The following is a 17804-nucleotide window of genomic DNA, read 5'->3' as shown; positions in this document are numbered from 1 at the left end:
GGCGCGGACCTCGAAGGGTCGGAGCCTGTCGCACAGCCCCCCTGACCCACATCGTGGGAAGGTATTTAGTGAGGTCCATCTATATTGACGCCACTCGTCGGGCGGCGACAGGATCTCGGCACCACCATCACCACCGCGATCTCCCCTGGGAGGCGTCATGCCCCGTCCCCGCCTGCCGCTCCTGCGGGCAGCCACCCGACTCGCCGCGCTCGCCGCGGCCACCGCCAGTGTGCTGCTCGCCGTCGCCACACCCGCCAGCGCCGCGGTCCCCACCGGCCGCTACGTCGCGCTGGGCGACTCGTACACCGCCGGTCCGCTGATCCCCACCCAGGTCGACCTCAACTGCCTCCGGTCCAACCGCAACTATCCCTCGCTGGTGGCCGCGTCCGCCGGCTCGACGTCGTTCGCTGACGTGAGCTGCTCCGGCGCCACGACCGACGACATCCTCTACGGCGGCAGCGGCCAACTGGGCATCAACGTGCCACCGCAGCTCAACGCGGTCACGTCGAGCACGGCGCTGGTGACGGTGCAGATCGGCGGCAACGACATCGGCTTCTCCGGCATCATCAGCGAATGCGCGGAGGCGAGCCTCAGCAGTCCCCTCGGCTCACCCTGCAAGAACCGGTACACCGCCGGAGGCACCGACCAGCTACAGGCCCGGATCGCGGCCACCGTGCCGAAGGTGACGACCACGCTGCAGGCGATCCGTCGGGCCGCGCCGAGTGCGCGGATCGTGGTGCTCGGATATCCGGCGATCCTGCCCGACAGCGGATACGGCTGCTGGCCCGTCGTCCCGATCGCCTACCAGGACGTGCCGTACCTGCGGGGTATCGAGAAGTCGCTCAACGCCATGCTGGCCAGCGCCGCGGGGGCGAACGGCGCCACCTACGCCGACGTCTACACGCCGTCGATCGGTCGGGACGCGTGCAAGGGCAGCGGCACCCGGTGGGTCGAGGGGTTGGTGCCGCAGAACTCGGCCGCGCCCTTCCACCCGAACGCGCGCGGTGAGCAGGGCATGAGCAGCGCGCTGCTCGCCACTCTGAACAGCTGACCGAGCACGATCGTTCGCGCCGGCTCCGCCATGCGACGGCGGCGGGGCCGGCAGTCGAGGCTGGTCCGGATGACCGGTGCCCGGTGGTCCGCGCCGTCGCCGCCGGCGACAGGCGTGTGACGGGGGCGTTGCCGACGTCGGGCGGGAGCCGTCACCGCTGCCGGCGGGCGGCCTGGCGTGTCAGGTGGTCGCGCTCGGCGAGGTTGGGGGCCTGGTGGGCCGCCTCGACGTACAGGCGGGCCGCCGTCGCGAGCTGGCCGTCGCGCTCGTGCAGGTACGCCGCCACCGCCGTGTGACGGGGCAGCGAGTCGTCCAACGCCGCGAGCGCCGCCAGACCGGCCCGGGCGCCGTCGGCCTCACCCACGGCCACCGCGCGGTTGAGCCGGACGACCGGGCTGTCGGTCAGGCGTGCCAGCTCGTCGTACCACTCGACGATCTGCACCCAGTCGGTCTCCTCGGCGGTGGGCGCGTCGGCGTGCAGCGCCGCGATGGCGGCCTGGGCCTGAAAATCGCCCAGCCGGTCGCGGGCGAGGGCCGCCTGGAGGATGTCGACACCCTCGGCGATGACGGCGGTGTCCCACCGGCTGCGGTCCTGCCCGGCGAGCGGCACCAGGCTGCCGTCGGACGCGGTCCGGCTGGCGCGGCGGGCGTGGTGCAGCAGCATGAGGGCGAGCAGCCCCGCCACCTCGGGATGGTCGATGGCGGCCGCGAGCTGCCGGGTGAGCCGGATGGCCTCGGCCGCGAGGTCGACGTCGCCGGTGTAGCCCTCGTTGAAGACCAGATAGAGGACGCGCAACACGGTGGCGACGTCGCCGGGCTGGTCGAACCGCACGGTGGAGACGGTGCGTTTGGCCCGGCTGATGCGTTGCGCCATGGTCGCCTCGGGCACCAGGTAGGCGTCGGCGATCTGACGGGTGGTCAGCCCGCCGACGGCGCGTAACGTGAGCGCGACGGCGGACGACGGCGTCAGCGACGGGTGGGCGCAGAGAAAGTAGAGCTGGAGGTTGTCGTCCACCGCCGGCGTGGGCCCCGGCGCCGGCTCGGAGTCGACCAGGTCCTCACGACGGCGACGGGCAGCGTCCGCCCTCGTGGTGTCGAGGAACCGGCGCCAGGCCACGGTGATCAGCCAGCCCTTCGGGTCCCGCGGCGGGTCGGCCGGCCAGACGCGGATGGCCTCGACCAGCGCGTCCTGCACGGCGTCCTCGGCCGCCGCGAAGTCAGCTCCGCGGCGGACGAGGACGCCGAGCACGCCCGGCGTGAGGCTCCGGAGCAGTGCGTCGTTCATCGCCGAGGTCATTCGGCGATGGTGGGGGGCTCGGTCAGGGACGGAGCCGCGCGCCGTTTCTCGACATGGCCGCCAAGAGAACTTTGCGGCTCACGGGCGGAGGGCGGCGTCCGGCCGCCGGGAACCGGGCGGCCCGGTGCTGCCCCGCACGACCAGCGCGGTGCCGAGCTCGTACCGCTCCTGGGGCAGGGAATGGCCGTCGGCCAGCGCCAACGCGAGCCGGGCAGCGGTGGCCCCGATCTCGCTGAACGGCTGTCGCACCGTGGTGAGCGGTGGCGTGGTCCAGGTCGCCTGGTCCACGTCGTCGAAGCCGACGACGCTGAGGTCGTCGGGGATTCGCAGACCGGCCTCGTGGGCCGCCGCATAGACGCCGAGCGCCTGGAGGTCGTTGCCGCAGACGACGGCGGTGGGCGGTTCGGCCAGGGTCAGCAACTCACGGCCGAGGTCACGGCCGTCCTCGAAGCTGAAGACTCCGCGTCGTTCGAGGCTGCCGTCGAACGGAACGCCGGCATGGTCCAGCGCGGCTCGGAAGCCGTCCAGGCGAGCCCGCGCGGACAGGTCCTGCTGCGGCCCGGTGACCACTCCGATCCGTCGGTGGCCGAGGTCGAGCAGGTGCCGGGTGGCGGCCAGGGCGCCGCTCCAGTTGTTCGACCCGACGGCAGGCGTGGGGAACAGCTCGCCGACCGGATCGATGGCCACGAGCGGGATGCCCATGGCGGTCAGCTGTCTGCCATGCTCGGCGGTGACCAGGGAGCAGACCGCGATGACGGCGGTGGGCTGCCGCAGCAGCAGGGGCTCCATCCAGGGCAGTCCCGCCGCCACCCGATGGCGGATGTCGATGAAGCCGACCGTGCAGTCCCGGGAGCCGGCGACCTCCTGGATCCCCCGCAGGATCTCCAGGGCGATCGAGGACAGCATCTGGTGAAAGAGCACCTCGATGCAGAGGGTTCTCGCGGCGGTCTCCGGCCGGCGGTAGCCATGGTCCCGCAGCAGGGCCTCCACCCGCTGCCGGGTCTGCTCGCCCACCCCGGCGCGGCCGTTGAGAACCTTGGAGACCGTGGGAGGGGACACCCCGGCGAGCTCGGCGATCGTGGCGATGGGCAGGTCACCGCGCCGGGGCTTGCGGGGGTGGTGCCGCCGGCTCTCCTCGATCACACGGGGAGTCTACGGTGATCCGTCGATGGCGAGCCGGTCCGCGCTCAGTCGATCGGCCGCGCTGCCGGGCGGTAGTCGAACCAGTCGAAGGCGGCGCTGTCCTCGGTCACGTACATGCCGATGACCCGGCCGGTGAAGCCGGCGGCGACCTCGGTGGACAGGTAGCGCCCGTCGAGCTCGGCCAGCAGGACGCGGCCCCCGGAGGTCTCCACCTCGAACGAGATCATGTCGGAGGTGGCGGGGCGTACACCGAAGGGTTCGTCCGCGGCCGCCAGGTCCGCCGCGGAGGTCACGGTCGGCGGGTAGAGGTCGTCGGTCCGGGTGGCGATCGTCAGGACCAGCGGGCCAGCGGGTACGTCGAGGGACGCGAAGACCTGCCGGAACGGCCCGACCCGGCCGACGACGCGGACGCTGCCGGCGCGGACCTCCAGGTCGTAGTGGTGCGCCTCGTCGATTCGGATGGTGAGCCCGGCCGTGCCGCTGCCCGGATCCACCCGGGTGCCGGCACGGCAGTCATGGTGGCGCTGGCGCGTCGCCACGATCGTCGCGCCGGCGCGGTCCAGCGTCGTACCGGTGGCGTGCAGGGTGAGCCATCCGGGCCGCTCGGTCAGCGACCAGGCCGCGTCGGGGCGGGAGCGGGGCGAGATCCAGCCGGGCGCGAGGGCGGTCGCGTCGAAGTCGTCGTGGTAGGTGACCGGGCCGGGCGGGGCCGCGAGGGCCGGTGCGCTGCCGGCGGGTGCGGCGGTGACCTCCCGGACGACGTCCACGACGGGCCACCCGCCGTCCCAGCGAACCGGTACCAGGAACGTCTCGCGTCCGAGCACGTGGAAGGGCGGCCACTGGCCCTTCGCCCGGATGCCGAGAAGGACCATCCACCAGCTGCCGTCCGCGGCCTGCACCAGATCCGCGTGCCCGGCGGCCTGTACGGGCAGGTTGGTGCTGCGGTGCGTGAGGATGGGGTTGGTCGGCGCGGGCTCGAAGGGCCCCCGTGGGCTGCGTGAGCGGGCGACCGAGACGGCGTGGCCGGTGTGCGTGCCGCCCTCGGAGAGCAGCAGGTACCACCAGTCGCCGATCCGGTAGAGGTGCGGCGCCTCCGGGTACTGGCCGCCGGTGCCCGACCAGAGCGGAATCGGCCCCTCCAGCACCTGCCCCTTGTCCGGGTCGATCCGGTAGGCGTCCACTCCGGAGGTCGTCAGCCAGCAGGTGCCGTCGTCGTCCCAGGCCAGGGACGGGTCGACGTGGGGGAGGTCGAGGTAGACCGGCTCGGACCACGGGCCGGTGGGATCCTCCGCGGTGACGATGAGGTGTCGGCCCAGGCTGACGTTGGTGGTGATCACCCAGAACCGGCCGTCGTGGTGGCGGATGGTCGGCGCGAAGATGCCGCGGGACGCGTCGGCGTCCGGCGGGATCTCCAGCTGGCTGGGACGGTCGAGGACGTTGCCGATCTGTCGCCAGTTCACCAGGTCCCGACTGTGCAGGAGCGGTACCCCGGGGAAGTACTCGAAGCTGGAGCAGGCCAGGTAGTAGTCCTCGCCGACCCGGCAGACACTCGGATCGGGGTAGAAGCCGGGGACGACCGGGTTGTGGTAGCCCGAGACGGCCGGCGTGCCTGCGGACACTGGCGCCACCTCCTGCGGGGTGCATACCCTGATGCCACCAAATGTTCGCGATAACATCGTCTGCCCTGGATGCTACGAAGATGGCGTCGGGATGGCAACCCGGTCCGAGCGTCGGGGCGGGGCGGCCGGCCCGCGACCCCGGCGGGACGCTGGCGGGAAACATGGCCGACACCTCTTGACGAGCGGCACTGCCATCTACGAAGGTCTATTGAGGGAGAGGTGACGCGCCGTCGGGAGCTCGGCGCGTCGGTCCCGGCTGTGAACGTTGCTGCAGGGTGCGAACGGGCGGCACCTGTTAACGCTAACACCAGGGTGCCCCACCACACGTCTCGCACGAGACCTCGAACGGCGCGCTGGCCGTGGGCATGTCCACGACATTCGACTTCCTCGGCGGTGGCCCGGCACGGGCGCCGTCCTTCCCCCTCCTGCGCCTCTGAACTGCGCTGATTGGAGAGACCATGCCTGAAGTGACACGAAGGAACGTGCTCAGGGCCGGTGCGGCGGGCGCCGGAGCCGCGCTGCTGCCAGTCGCGTGGTCCGCCGTCGCCCGCGCCGGCTCGGTGGCGCCGCCGCAGGTGCTCGCCGCCGGCGACCTGGCCCTCTGGTACGACGGACCCGGGGGCACCGACTGGCTACGGGCGCTGCCGATCGGCAACGGCCGGCTGGGCGCGATGGTGTTCGGCAACGTCGACACCGAACGACTCCAGCTCAACGAGGACACCATCTGGGCCGGCGGCCCGTACGACTCGGCCAACACCCGGGGGGCGGCCAACCTGGCCGAGATCCGGCGGCGGGTCTTCGCGGACCAGTGGACCCAGGCGCAGGACCTCATCAACCAGACGATGATGGGAACCCCGGGCGGCCAGCTCGCCTACCAGCCGGTGGGCAACCTCCGACTCGCCTTCGGTTCCGCCAGCGGGGTTTCGCAGTACAACCGGACGCTCGACCTCACCACCGCCACCGTCACCACGACGTACGTGCTGAACGGTGTCCGGTACCAGCGTGAGGTGTTCGCCAGCGCACCCGATGCGGTGATCGTGCTCCGGCTGACCGCCGACCGCGCCAACTCGATCACGTTCAACGCCACCTTCGACAGCCCGCAGCGGACGACGATGTCGAGCCCCGACGCCACCACGATCGCCGTCGACGGCATCTCCGGCGCCATGGAGGGTGTCAACGGGTCGGTGCGCTTCCTCGCCCTGGCCCAGGCCGTCGCGACCGGCGGCACGGTCAGCAGCTCCGGGGGCACCCTGCGCGTCTCCGGCGCCACGAGCGTGACCGTCCTGATCTCGATCGGTTCGAGCTATGTCAACTACCGCACGGTCAACGGTGACTACCAGGGCATCGCGCGCAGCCGTCTCGCCGCGGCCCGTGGCGTGGGCGCCGACCAGCTGCGCGGTCGCCATCTCGCCGACTACCAGGCCCTGTTCAACCGGGTGACCATCGACCTGGGTCGTACGGCCGCCGCCGATCAGCCGACCGACGTGCGGATCGCCCAGCACGCGAGCACCAACGACCCGCAGTTCTCCGCCCTGCTGTTCCAGTACGGCCGCTACCTGCTGATCTCCTCGTCGCGGCCGGGCACCCAGCCGGCGAACCTCCAGGGCATCTGGAACGACTCCATGACGCCGCCCTGGGACTCGAAGTACACCATCAACGCCAACCTGCCGATGAACTACTGGCCCGCCGACACGACGAACCTGGCCGAGTGCTTCCTGCCGGTCTTCGACATGATCAAGGACCTCACGGTGACCGGTGCGCGCGTCGCCCAGGCGCAGTACGGCGCCGGCGGCTGGGTCACCCACCACAACACCGACGGGTGGCGCGGCGCCTCGGTCGTCGACGGGGCGCTGTGGGGCATGTGGCAGACCGGCGGGGCCTGGCTGTCCACCCTCATCTGGGAGCACTACCTGTTCACCGGCGACACCGGCTTCCTGTCGGCCAACTACCCGGCCCTCAAGGGCGCCGCCCAGTTCTTCCTCGACACCCTGGTGGCCCACCCGACGCTCGGCTACCTGGTCACGAACCCGTCGAACTCGCCCGAGCTGCCGCACCACTCGAACGCCAGTGTCTGCGCGGGCCCCACCATGGACAACCAGATCCTGCGGGACCTGTTCGACGCGGTCGCCCGCGCCAGCGAGGTGCTCGGCGTCGACACGACGTTCCGCTCCCAGGTGCGCACGGCCCGGGACCGGCTGGCGCCCACGAAGGTCGGCTCGCGCGGCAACGTCCAGGAGTGGCTCGCCGACTGGGTCGAGACCGAGCGGAACCACCGGCACGTCTCCCACCTGTACGGCCTGCATCCCAGCAACCAGATCACCCGGCGCGGCACCCCGCAGCTCTACGAGGCCGCGCGCCGGACGCTGGAGCTGCGCGGTGACGACGGCACCGGCTGGTCCCTCGCCTGGAAGATCAATTACTGGGCTCGGCTGGAGGACGGCGCCCGCGCCCACAAGCTCCTGAAGGACCTCGTGCGGACCGACCGGCTCGCGCCGAACATGTTCGACCTGCACCCACCGTTCCAGATCGACGGCAACTTCGGCGCGACCTCCGGCATCGCCGAGATGGTGCTGCACAGCCACACCGGCGAGCTGCACCTGCTGCCGGCGCTGCCGAGCGCCTGGCCCACCGGCCAGGTCGCGGGGCTACGCGCGCGCGGCGGATACACCGTCGGCGTGGCCTGGACCAGCGGGCAGGCCGACGAGATCAGCGTCCGCGCCGACCGTGACGGCACCGTACGACTCCGGGGCCGGCTCTTCACCGGTTCCTTCACCCTCGACGACGTCACCGACGGCAGCACGCCCACCACCACCCGGCCGGAGACGGATGTCGTCCAGTTCGCCGTCCGCGCCGGGCACACCTACCGCGCCGCGCGGCCCGGTGTGACACCGTCGCCGACGCTGAGCAGCACGCCCACGCCCACCGTCACTCCGACCCTGAGCCCGACGCCGACGCCGACCGTGACGAGCACGCCGTCGCCGTCCGGTGCGCGGGCCACGTACACGGTGACGAGTTCGTGGTCGGGCGGCTTCCAGGGCGAGGTCACCGTGACCGCCGGCGCGGCCCCGATCCGTGGCTGGACCGTCTCCTGGACGTTCCCCAACGGGCAGGTGATCAGCCAGATCTGGAGCGGCGCCCACACGCAGAGCGGCGCGAACGTGCGGGTGACGAACGTCGACTACAACGGGTCGCTGCCGGCAGGCGGCTCGACGACGTTCGGCTTCATCGCCTCCGCGACCGGCGTCAACAACCCGCCGACCGACCTCACCTGCACGACGACCTGACCCGGCGCGTCCCGCGCCTGCGCTTCAGCCCGCCGTCGGCCCGGTGCCGGTGGCGGGCTGGGGCGGCCGGCGTGCGCGTCGCGTCGTCCCGGACCGTCGGCTACCGCCCTCGCTCGCCCGTGGGCCTCGCCTGCCTTCGCCACCGATAATGACGCCACACGGCGACCGCGCACGCCACGGCGACGAGCAGCGCCGCGGTGCCCTTCCACGCACGCTCGAACCACGGGCGGTCGGTGCCGAACGCCGCTTCGCCGGCGGCCATGAGCCACAGCCCCGTCCACGCCCACTGCCAGCCGCGTGGCCAGGAGAAGGAGTCGGGCGGGTCGGCGAACGCGCCAGCCACGACGAACGCGGCGCCGACGACGGCGATCAGCGGTACGCCGATGCGCGAGACGACCTCCCAGAGCGACACGGACCGATCATCGCCGGTGGGCGCAAGCGCCAGCGTCACCGCGGGCCGGCGGGCGTGCGGACGGGACCCGGTCCGCCGACCGCGAGCCACCCGATCGCGGCGGTGCTCAGGAGACCGCCGCGCGTACCAGCTCGATGACCCTCTTCTCCACCTCGGGGCTCCACGTCCGCAGCGCGTACGCCACCGGCCAGATATCTCCGTCGTCGAGGTTGGCCGTGTCCTGGAAGCCCAGGGTCGAGTAGCGGTAGTTGAACTTGCCGGAGTCCTGGAAGAAGACGACGATCTTGTCGGCCGCGTTCGCGTAGGCGGGCATCCCGTACCAGGTCTTCGGCGTCAGTTCGGGGGCGGCGGCGGTCACCGCCACGTGCACGCGCTCGGCGAGCGCGCGATCGTCGGGCGCCATCTGCGCGATCCGGTCGAGGACCGCCTGCAACCCGTCGGCCCTCTTGGCGCCCTTCTTACCCTCGGCGCGCAGCTCGGCCGCACGCTCCTTCATCGCGGCGCGCTCCTCGGCGCTGAAGCCGTCGGACTCGGTCGTGGAGGTCTTCGCGGACATGTCGGGCTCCCTCTCGATGTTTTCCGGCCCGGCGTGGTGCCGGCTACCTGGGAAAAGGCTAGGCCGGGGCGCCGAGGCGGCGCTTCTTGATTCCTGACCGGGTCGAGGACGGCGGACGGGCGGGCCGACCCGGTCCGGCGGGCCGAACGGGCCGGGCGGGGCATCCGGGTGCCGGTGCGGAGCGCTTATGCTCGGAACCGGAGCTGGGCGCGTCCCCGTCGGGGCAGGAATCGATTCGAGGGCGGCGTATGAACATCGGGGAGATCGCCCGGCGGGCGGGGGTGTCCCGCAGCACCGTGTCGTACGTGCTGAGCGGCAAGCGGACCGTCTCGGAGGCGACCCGGCAGCGGATCCAGGCGGTCATCGACGAGCTGGACTACCGGCCGAACGCCAGCGCCCGCGCCCTGAAGGAGGGGCGTACCCGCACCCTCGGGCTGGTGATCCCACCGGCGAGCCAGCGGTTGACCGACATGCAGTTGGGCTTCGTGGCCAGCGTCGTCGAGGCCGCCGCCCGCCACGACCTGGATGTGCTGCTGTCCCCGTCCGGCGGCGACCACGACCGGTCGTTCGAGCGGATCGTCACCGGCCGTCGGGTGGACGGCGTGGTCCTCATGGAGATCCGGTTGGAGGACGACCGGGTCACGCGGCTGGCCAGAACGGGTCTGCCGTTCGTCACGATCGGTCGGACGGCCGAAGCGCACGGCATGAGCTGGGTCGACATCGACTACGCCGGGCTGATCGCGCGCTGCGTGCACCACCTGGCCGATCTGGGGCATCGGCACGTGGCGCTGGTCAACCGCTCCGCCGAGCTGGTGGCGGCGGGTTACGGGCCCAGCCATCGCGCGCTGGCCGGTTTCCAGGCGGCGGTGGCGGAACGAGGTCTGGTCGGCGTGGACGTCTGCTGCGGCGACGACACGGCCTCCGGTGAGGCGTGCGTGGAGCAGTTGCTCGGGACGCATCCGGACGTCACGGCGGTGGCCACCATCAACGAGGCGGCGCTGCCCGGGATGCAGCGTGCGCTGACCAGCGCCGGGCTGTCCGTGCCGGCCGACTTCTCCGTCACCGGGGTCGCCGCCCAGCACTGGGCGGAGGACTTCCGCCCGCCGCTGACCGCGGCGGACGTGCCCATGCGGGACATGGGCGCCGAGGCGGTGTCGCTGCTGCTGGAGATCATCGCGGCCCCCGGCAGCGTGCCGCGGCACCGCCTCTACAGCCCGCCCATCTCGTTGCGGTCCAGCACCGGCCCGGTCCGGACCCACTGACCCTCCACCGGCGCGCGGGCCCCGCCCATCGGCGGGACCCCGCTGGCCGGCTACCGCCGCGCGGCTCGGCGTTCCTCCTGGGCGGCCGCGAGGATGAGGTAGCTGCTGGCCGTCCAGGTGTACGCGCGATCCCGCAGCCCGGCGCCGGTCTCGGCGTCGAAGTTCTCCGCGAAACCGGACTTCTCACACAGCGCGAGGAAGCGCTGGCTGATGTCGTCGGCGATCGCGGTGTGCCCGGCCCGCCGCAGACCGTCCTCGACCAGCACGGTGGAGGGCGCCCAGATCGGGCCCCGCCAGTAGCCGTCGGCGAGGTAGTGGGCCGAGTCCGTCGGTTCGGTGGCCAGCCCGTGCGTGGTGAGGTGGGTCTCGACGCCCCGGGCCAGCGCGTCGGCGATCGGGGCGGGCAGGTCGGCGCCGAGAGCGACCGGCATCAGGTCGAGCAGGCTGCGGCTTGTCCGCCGCTGCCCGGTGTGCGGGCTGCGGGCGGTGAAGCGCTCGCCGTCCCACAGCTGCCCGATCATGGCCGTCCGGATCCGGTCGGCCTCCCGGGACCACCGGTCGGCAGGTTCGCCCAGCTCGGTGGCGAGGTCGGCCAAGCACCGCAACTGGGAGACCAGGAACGCGGCCAGGTCGGCGGTCTGCACGACCCGGCCCTCGTCGAACGTGGTGGCGTTGTCCCAGCCGCTGTCGTTGCCGTGCTGGTAGTGCGGCAGGTCGTGGCCGGGCGCACGGCGCGCGTCGAGCCAGAACCCGGTCCAGCGGGCCAGCCGGTCGTACGTCTGCGCGAGCGCCGCCCGGTCCGGTGACTGGGGGAGGCGTCGGCGCAGGTGACGCAGGGCCCAGCCGTGGATGGGGGGCTTGACGTAGTTGTGCAGCACCTCCGAGTGGGTGACCGAATCGGGCAGGGCACCCGCGCCGTCCTGGTGGTCGAAGGGCAGGTGGAACTGGTGCCAGGCCAGCTCCGGCTCACCGGCCGCGAGCGCGATCGCGTTGAAGCAGTGGTCCCAACTCCACACCTTGTCCATCCAGTGCTTGGACATCAGGACGGCGGGCCGGGTGACGAAGCCCGCCGGGGCGACGGTGGCGGACCACAGCACGTACGCGGCCAGTTCGGCGGCGGGGGTGTCCGCGCCGCGCCACGGCGCGACGGCGTCGACGAACGCGGCGAACTCGGCGCTGCGGTCGCGGCACACCCGGTCGAAGGGGACGGCGGCGGCGTACGGCCGGCGGGCGGTGGCGTACTCCTCGATGGCGATCTCCCAGGGTTGGTCGCCGGGGAGGTCCAGGCAGCGGTCGGCGGTGCCGAGCGCCTCGACGCCGTCGGCGCGACGCAGCGCGCCGGAGAGCACCGTGACCCGGTAGCGGCGCCCGGTCTCGTACGAGGTGAAGACGTGTGAGCCGTCGACCGGGTCGAGGTAGAGGTAGGTGCCGCTGAACGGGGTGAGGGTGCCCGCGGCCGCGGCGATCCGCAGGCCGAGGTGCCGGCCCCGGATCCGCAGGGTGTCGGGTGCGTCGTAGGCGGCCTCGATCCGACCGGGACCGGCACGCCAGGTCAGCAGCGCGGGCGTGGCCACGACCGTGGTGCCCGCGGCCGTGGGGGAGAGGCGCAGCACCGGGTGCAGCCCGGTCTGGTGCGACACCAGGTGCAGGTCGTCGGCGTACGTCTTCTCGGCTACCACCGGGGAGATGTTGAACCAGGATCCGCGGTAGCTGAACGGGATGTCCTGGATGGCGAACTCCGGACCGGACGGGGCGACGGTCATGGGTGGCGGGTGCCTTTCTGTGGTGCGGGTGGTCAGTCCTCGACCGCCGCGGATGGTCAATCCTTGACGGCGCCGGCGGTCACGCCCATCGAGACGTACCGCTGCGCCAGGATCAGCAGCACGGCGGCGGGGATCGAGGCGACGACGGCGGTGGCCATGATGGCGTTCCACTGCTGGTTGTTGTTGCCGATGTAGTGGTAGATGCCGAGGGTGATCGGCTGGTGGTCGCCGCCGCCGGCCAGGGTCGAGGCGAAGATGAAATCGGACCAGGACCACAGGAACGCGAAGAGCGACACCGTGACGATCGAGTTGCGGCTGACCGGCAGCACGATCGACCAGAAGGTACGCAGCCGTCCCGCGCCGTCGACCACGGCGGCCTGGAGCAGCTCGTCGGGGATGCCGGACATGAAGGCCGTGAAGATCAGTACGGCGAACGGCACCGCGAGTGTCGTGTCGGCCAGGATCAGGCCCGGCAGCGTGTTGAGGACGCCGAGGGTGAGGTAGATGGCGTAGAAGCCCATCGCCATGATGATGCCCGGGATCATCTGGGCGATCAGCAGCAGGAAGCTCAGCGCCGGGCCGCCGGGTGGCCGCAGCTTCGCCAGCGCGTACCCGGCGGGGGCGGCGAGCGCCACGGTCAGCGCCACCGTGCCGAGCCCGACGAGGAAACTGGTGCCGAGGTACGGCAGTTGCTGGTCGAGGACGGCCCGGTAGCCGTCCAGCGTGCCGTCGGTCGGGAACAGGTGCGGCGGACTGGCCCGCATGTCCTGGTCCCGGGTGAACGACACATTGATCATCCAGTAGACGGGGAAGAGCATCAGCCCGGTCAGCACCAGACCGACTCCGGTCTTCCACCAGACACGACGCGGTGACGTGGTCATCGTAGGTGCTGCCTCCGCTGGGACCGGATGTAGACGAGCCCGGCGATCAGGGCCATCACGATGAGCAGGTTGCCGACGGCCGCGCCCGGACCGAACTCGGGCAGCAGGTTGCCGAAGCCGAGGCGGTACGACCAGGTGGCGAGCGTGGCGGAGGAACCGGTCGGGCCGCCCCTGGTCATGATCCAGATGATGTCGAAGACCTTCAGCGTGTAGATCAGCCCCAGCAGCAGCGTGATCGCGGAGACCGGGCGCAACAGCGGGAACGTGATCGACCAGAACCGTTGCCAACCGGTCGCGCCGTCGAGCGCGGACGCCTCGTACACCTCGACCGGGATCGCTGCAAGGCCGCTGTAGAGCACCACCAGGTTGAACGGAATGCCGATCCAGACGTTCGCGATGATCACCGAGGTGAGCGACCAGGTCGGCGAGGTGAGCCAGTTGACCGGGTCGATCCCGACGACGCCCAGCGCGGCGTTGACCAGGCCCGAGTCGCTGTTGAGCAGCCACGACCAGGTCGAGGCCGACACGATCAGCGGCAGCAGCCACGGTACGAGGATCAGCGCCCGCAGGGTGCCCGACAGCGGGAAGTTCTGGCGGAAGAAGAGGGCCAGGGCCATGCCGATGCTGAACTGGAAGACGAGCGACGCGCCGGTGAAGACCACTGTGTGCGCCAACGTCGGCCAGAACGCCGGGTCGGCCAGGACGGTGCGGTAGTTGTCCAGGCCGGCGAAGGGTGCGCCGCCCTGCACGAACGAGCGGACGGTGTACTCGCGCAGGCTCAGCTCGACGTTGCGGTAGAGCGGGTAGGCGTAGAAGGCCAGCAGGTAGACGACCGTCGGCGCCAGGAAGCCCCACGCCAGCCAACGTCCGGGCCGGCGGCTTCGAGGCGCGGGGGGCCCGGGTGGGGCGGCCTCAACCGCCCCACCGTGGCCTCGCGTGATGGTGGAAATCCGCGTCGTGGGGGTCATCGTGTCGGTTCGGCGCGCTTACTTGCTCGTGGCCGAGGCCTGCGCGGCGGTCAGCGCCTCCTGCGGCGACTTCCCGCCGCTCAGGGCTGCCTGCACGGCGGTCCACAGTGGTTCGGAGATCTTCGGGTACTTCGTGCCGAGGTTGTCACCGGTGCGGCCCTTCGCCGCCCGGACGGCCTCCACCCAGACCTTGAGCTTGGGGTTCTCGGTTGCCTGCCGGTCCTGCACGGCGGCCGCCGGCGCGACGTAGGAGAGCGTGGTGTCGGTGGTGAGGAGATTGTCGGCGCTGGTGAGGCAGGTGACGAGCTTCTGCGACGTCGCGTACCGGTCGGTCTTTTTCTGGACCGGGATCGAGACGAACTCGCCACCGGTCGGCGCCGGGGCCGGCCCACCGGCGCTGGCCGGGATCGCGATGGTGCCGTACGAGAAGCCGAGCTTCTCCGCGTTGGCCAACTGCCAGGTGCCGTTCTCGGCGAACGCGAAGTCGCCGGTGGCGAACTCCTGCCAGCTCGTGGTCTGGGTGTTGTTGATGACCGAGTTCGGGGCGTAGCCCTGCCCCAGCCAGTCCGTCCAGAGAGTCAGCGCGGACACCGCCTGCGGCGAGTCCAGGCTGGTCAGCTGGGCGCCCGATCCCCAGAACCAGGGCAGGAACTGGAAGCTGCCCTCCTCGGTGCCGATCGCGGAGAAGGTGATGCCCTTCTTGCCCTTGGCCTTGACCTTCGTCAGCGCCGCGGTCAGTGACGTCCAGTCCTTGACCGAGGCCGGGTCGACGCCGGCGGCGGTCAGCAGGTCCTTGTTGTAGTAGAGCGCGAGGGTGTTGGCCCCGATCGGCACCCCGTACGTCTTGCCCCCGCTCTGGCCGGCGCCGAGCAGGTTCGCCGCCATGCTCGACACGTCCAGCTTGTTCTCTTCGGTGGTGGTGAGCGCGCCGGCCTCGGCCAGTGTCGAGATGACCGGGTTGTCGACGATCAGCACGTCCGGCGAGTTGCCCTGCTGGGCGGCGAGCAGCGCCTTGTTGGTGAGGTCGGTGGTGTCGTAGCCGGTCCGCTCGACAGTCACGCCCGCCGAGGTTCCGCACTTCTTGAGCAGGGCGACCCAGTCGGAGTCGTCGGCGAACTGCGGATACGGGTCCCAGACGAGGTACGCGCCGCCGCCACCGTCGGAGTCGCCGGACGACGACGAGCAGGCGCTCGCCGTCACCGCGGCGAGCGCTAGCACGGCAACGGCGGCCAGGCGCCGCCGTCGGTTGAGTCGTGTCATGTGCTGCCTCACTTCAAGTCGATCGTCAGGTGGGGTGTCGTGGGTTGACCGTCGCGGGCCGGACCACGTCCGACCATGAGGCGAACCGATTCGACGAACCGGTTCGCACGAAGATAGGACCGCCCGTGCGCGATGGTCAAGGGCTGGTGAGCGTCCATGGAGGCACTGCTGGGAAACAGCGGCTTCACGCGATCGTCACTTCATTGACACGGATGAGTCTCCGACCTACGATCCCTGCGAATCGATTCGCAAGCGCAGCCCTCCGGAGAGCGTCCCCCGCGCCCCACCAAGGAGCCGCCCGTGAAAACCCCGTCCCGCAGCAGGTCGGGACGAGCCCACGCGCTCGTCGCCCGACTCGTCGTCGGCCTGCTCGCCGCAACCACCGCCGTCACCGTCGCCGCGTCCCCGGCCCAGGCCGCCGACGAGTCGATCAGCGTCAACTTCTCCACCACCACCGGCACGCCGACCTACCGCGCGTCCGGCTGGATCTACGGCATGACCGAGAACGCCAGTGGCCCGCCCGACCACTTCTACCGCGACGTCAACTTCCAGTACATGCGCGCCGGCGGCGCGCAACTGCCCGGCAGCGGCTGGGTCGGTGGAAACTACGACCGCCGCTGGAACGCCACAGTCGCCCAGGCCCGTCGGACCGTCGCCCTGGGCGGGCAGTTCATCCTGTTGCCGCACGACCTGTGGGGCGCCGACGGTGCCGGCATCTCCCGCTTCCCCGGCGACAACGGCAACTGGACCGACTACGACAACTTCCTGACCCGGGTGATCAGCGACGTCCGGGCGTCCGGACTGTCGGTGCAGTGGGACATCTGGAACGAACCCAACATCACCATCTTCTGGAACCGGCCGATCTCCCAGTACCTCGAACTCTGGCGGCGCACGTACCAGCGCCTCCGGACGGAGTTCCCCAACCAGCTGATCGTCGGGCCGAGCTGCGCCTGCGTGCCGTCGACCAACCACGCGTTCTGGAACCAGTACCTGGACTTCGTGCGCTCGACAAACACCGTGCCGGACATCATCAGCTGGCACTCGCTGCCCGGTGACCCGGTCGCCAATGTCGCCGCCGCCAACGCCACCCTCGACCCGCGCGGCATCCCGCATCCCCGCCCCTACCAGATCAACGAGTACGGGGCGAGCAACGAGCAGAACCCGGCCGACGGCGCCTGGTACATCGCCCGCCTGGAGCGGGCCCGGGCGGACGGCCTGCGGGCCAACTGGGCCAGCGCCGGCAACCTGCACAACGACCTCGGCAACCTGCTGGTCCGCAACTCGGCCGGCCAGCATCAGCCCAAGGGCGAGTGGTGGGTCTACCGCTACTACGCCTCCCAGGCCGGGCAGATCGTGTCAGTGACCGGCAGCCAGTCCTACGACGCGTACGCCACGAAGGCGAACGGGGTGGCGAAGGTCCTGGTCGGTGGTGGTCGGACGACCGGGAACCTGAGCGTCAATCTGCAACGCCTCGACACGACGAGTGGCGTGGTGCAGAACAACCAGGTGCGGGTGCTCACGCAGCGCATCCCGTACAACAACGGCGGTGCGGTGCAGGGCCCGGTCACGGTTTCGAACAGCGTCGTCACCGTGTCCAACAACAACGCCACAGTGAACCTGCCGTACGGCAACCAGAACGACACGTACACGGTGACCCTGCTGCCGCCCTCCGAGGGGGGCTTCCAGTCGGTGGCGGTGGCCCAGCACTCCCAGCAGTGCCTGGACAACACCGGCCTGAGCACCACCGATGGCAACGTTCAGCAGCAGTTCTACTGCGAGGGCGGTGACCAGCAGCTCTGGAACTTCCGGCCGGTCGCCGGCGTGGCCGACACCTACACGGTGGTCAACCAGCAGAGCGGCAAGTGCCTCGACGTCAGCGGCGCCTCCACCGCCAACGGCGCCGCCGTGGACCAGTGGACCTGCCAGAACGGGCTCAACCAGCAGTTCGCCCTCCGGAAGGTGACCTACTCCGGTAACGACTCGCACGACTACCAGCTCGTCGCCCGGCACAGCGGCAAGTGTGTCGACGTCAACGGGGTCTCCACGGCGGCCCGCGCGACGGTCCTCCAGTGGCCCTGCAACGCGGTCAGCCAGGGCAATCCGCTGAACCAGACCTGGCGGATCTGGGGGCGGTAGGCGTCGCGGAAGAGGTCAGGCGGTGGCCGTCGGCACGGGCGGCCACCGCCGGACTCCCGCCGGGCGGGCATTCATTGACACTCATCGAAAATTGATCCTACGATTGCCGCGAATCGATTCGGCTGCCCCCGCCACCACCACCTGCGGCGTCGGCCATCCACGCCGTCACGAC

General features: G+C 71.2%; 13 protein-coding genes. 4 read left to right on the top strand and 9 right to left on the bottom strand.

The features are described 5' to 3' along the window. Positions 1–157: 157 nt before the first annotated feature. Entirely contained in the window at positions 158–1051 is an 894-nt protein-coding gene (locus ABZU53_RS25855) for an SGNH/GDSL hydrolase family protein (protein ID WP_355068012.1), read from the top strand. 151 nt (positions 1052–1202) lie between these two features. On the opposite strand, the gene ABZU53_RS25850 is transcribed toward ABZU53_RS25855, so the two are convergent. The 3 genes from ABZU53_RS25850 to ABZU53_RS25840 all read right to left on the bottom strand — a co-directional run bounded on the left by ABZU53_RS25850 (position 1203) and on the right by ABZU53_RS25840 (position 5110). Next, positions 1203–2336 carry a DUF6596 domain-containing protein gene (locus tag ABZU53_RS25850; RefSeq protein ID WP_355068035.1) on the bottom strand — a complete coding sequence of 378 codons (1134 nt, stop codon included), beginning with the start codon at positions 2334–2336 and terminating at the stop codon, positions 1203–1205. Between the two features lie 90 nt (positions 2337–2426). After that, on the bottom strand, positions 2427–3491 hold the full coding sequence (locus ABZU53_RS25845) for a LacI family DNA-binding transcriptional regulator (protein WP_354856194.1): 1065 nt from the start codon (positions 3489–3491) through the stop codon (positions 2427–2429). A 44-nt stretch (positions 3492–3535) separates the two neighbouring features. After that, complete coding sequence (locus ABZU53_RS25840) at positions 3536–5110, bottom strand: glycoside hydrolase family 43 protein (RefSeq protein WP_355068010.1); 1575 nt, start codon at positions 5108–5110, stop codon at positions 3536–3538. Positions 5111–5568: 458 nt separating this feature from the next. Here ABZU53_RS25840 and ABZU53_RS25835 point away from each other — a divergent pair, with 458 nt between their 5' ends. Beyond that, positions 5569–8394 (top strand): glycoside hydrolase N-terminal domain-containing protein, encoded by a 2826-nt coding sequence (locus ABZU53_RS25835; protein WP_355068008.1) that lies wholly within the window; start codon positions 5569–5571, stop codon positions 8392–8394. Positions 8395–8494: 100 nt separating this feature from the next. Here the strand turns inward: ABZU53_RS25835 and ABZU53_RS25830 are convergent, their stop codons facing one another. Further along, positions 8495–8806, bottom strand: a complete 312-nt coding sequence (locus ABZU53_RS25830) for a hypothetical protein (protein WP_355068007.1) — start codon at positions 8804–8806, stop codon at positions 8495–8497. Between the two features lie 106 nt (positions 8807–8912). Beyond that, a complete protein-coding gene (locus tag ABZU53_RS25825; RefSeq protein WP_354856190.1) occupies positions 8913–9362 on the bottom strand; it encodes a hypothetical protein in 450 nt (149 codons plus the stop codon). A 248-nt stretch (positions 9363–9610) separates the two neighbouring features. Between ABZU53_RS25825 and ABZU53_RS25820 the strand changes: the two genes are divergently transcribed. Next, positions 9611–10624: a LacI family DNA-binding transcriptional regulator gene (locus ABZU53_RS25820; RefSeq protein WP_354856189.1), complete on the top strand. Its 1014-nt coding sequence runs from the start codon at positions 9611–9613 to the stop codon at positions 10622–10624. A 50-nt stretch (positions 10625–10674) separates the two neighbouring features. On the opposite strand, the gene ABZU53_RS25815 is transcribed toward ABZU53_RS25820, so the two are convergent. The 4 genes from ABZU53_RS25815 to ABZU53_RS25800 are packed head-to-tail and all read right to left on the bottom strand — an operon-like array spanning position 10675 to position 15496. Further along, the gene (locus ABZU53_RS25815; protein ID WP_355068005.1) at positions 10675–12387 is read right to left on the bottom strand and encodes a trehalase family glycosidase; all 1713 of its coding nucleotides are present in this window, start codon (positions 12385–12387) and stop codon (positions 10675–10677) included. Between the two features lie 56 nt (positions 12388–12443). Continuing rightward, the gene (locus ABZU53_RS25810) at positions 12444–13268 is read right to left on the bottom strand and encodes a carbohydrate ABC transporter permease (RefSeq protein ID WP_354856187.1); all 825 of its coding nucleotides are present in this window, start codon (positions 13266–13268) and stop codon (positions 12444–12446) included. Continuing rightward, entirely contained in the window at positions 13265–14236 is a 972-nt protein-coding gene (locus ABZU53_RS25805) for a sugar ABC transporter permease (protein WP_354856186.1), read from the bottom strand. The genes ABZU53_RS25810 and ABZU53_RS25805 overlap by 4 nt, the downstream gene beginning before the upstream one ends. Before the next feature lie 18 nt (positions 14237–14254). Next, the gene (locus ABZU53_RS25800) at positions 14255–15496 is read right to left on the bottom strand and encodes a sugar ABC transporter substrate-binding protein (protein ID WP_355068004.1); all 1242 of its coding nucleotides are present in this window, start codon (positions 15494–15496) and stop codon (positions 14255–14257) included. A gap of 300 nt (positions 15497–15796) precedes the next feature. Here ABZU53_RS25800 and ABZU53_RS25795 point away from each other — a divergent pair, with 300 nt between their 5' ends. Beyond that, a complete protein-coding gene (locus ABZU53_RS25795; RefSeq protein WP_355068003.1) occupies positions 15797–17632 on the top strand; it encodes an RICIN domain-containing protein in 1836 nt (611 codons plus the stop codon). Positions 17633–17804: the final 172 nt, after the last annotated feature.

Source organism: Micromonospora sp. NPDC005194 (genome assembly GCF_040608335.1).
Taxonomy (GTDB): domain Bacteria; phylum Actinomycetota; class Actinomycetes; order Mycobacteriales; family Micromonosporaceae; genus Micromonospora.
The sequence above is the reverse complement of the archived record's forward strand: the minus strand, read 5'-3'. Positions and strand labels throughout refer to the sequence as shown.

Bases quoted from the DNA above. Each gene is read 5' to 3' on its own strand.
- ABZU53_RS25855 (WP_355068012.1), top strand. From the start codon at position 158: ATGCCCCGTCCCCGCCTGCCGCTCCTGCGGGCAGCCACCCGACTCGCC.
- ABZU53_RS25850 (WP_355068035.1), bottom strand. From the start codon at position 2,336: ATGAACGACGCACTGCTCCGGAGCCTCACGCCGGGCGTGCTCGGCGTC.
- ABZU53_RS25835 (WP_355068008.1), top strand. From the start codon at position 5,569: ATGCCTGAAGTGACACGAAGGAACGTGCTCAGGGCCGGTGCGGCGGGC.
- ABZU53_RS25825 (WP_354856190.1), bottom strand. From the start codon at position 9,362: ATGTCCGCGAAGACCTCCACGACCGAGTCCGACGGCTTCAGCGCCGAG.
- ABZU53_RS25820 (WP_354856189.1), top strand. From the start codon at position 9,611: ATGAACATCGGGGAGATCGCCCGGCGGGCGGGGGTGTCCCGCAGCACC.
- ABZU53_RS25815 (WP_355068005.1), bottom strand. From the start codon at position 12,387: ATGACCGTCGCCCCGTCCGGTCCGGAGTTCGCCATCCAGGACATCCCG.
- ABZU53_RS25810 (WP_354856187.1), bottom strand. From the start codon at position 13,268: ATGACCACGTCACCGCGTCGTGTCTGGTGGAAGACCGGAGTCGGTCTG.
- ABZU53_RS25805 (WP_354856186.1), bottom strand. From the start codon at position 14,236: ATGACCCCCACGACGCGGATTTCCACCATCACGCGAGGCCACGGTGGG.
- ABZU53_RS25800 (WP_355068004.1), bottom strand. From the start codon at position 15,496: ATGACACGACTCAACCGACGGCGGCGCCTGGCCGCCGTTGCCGTGCTA.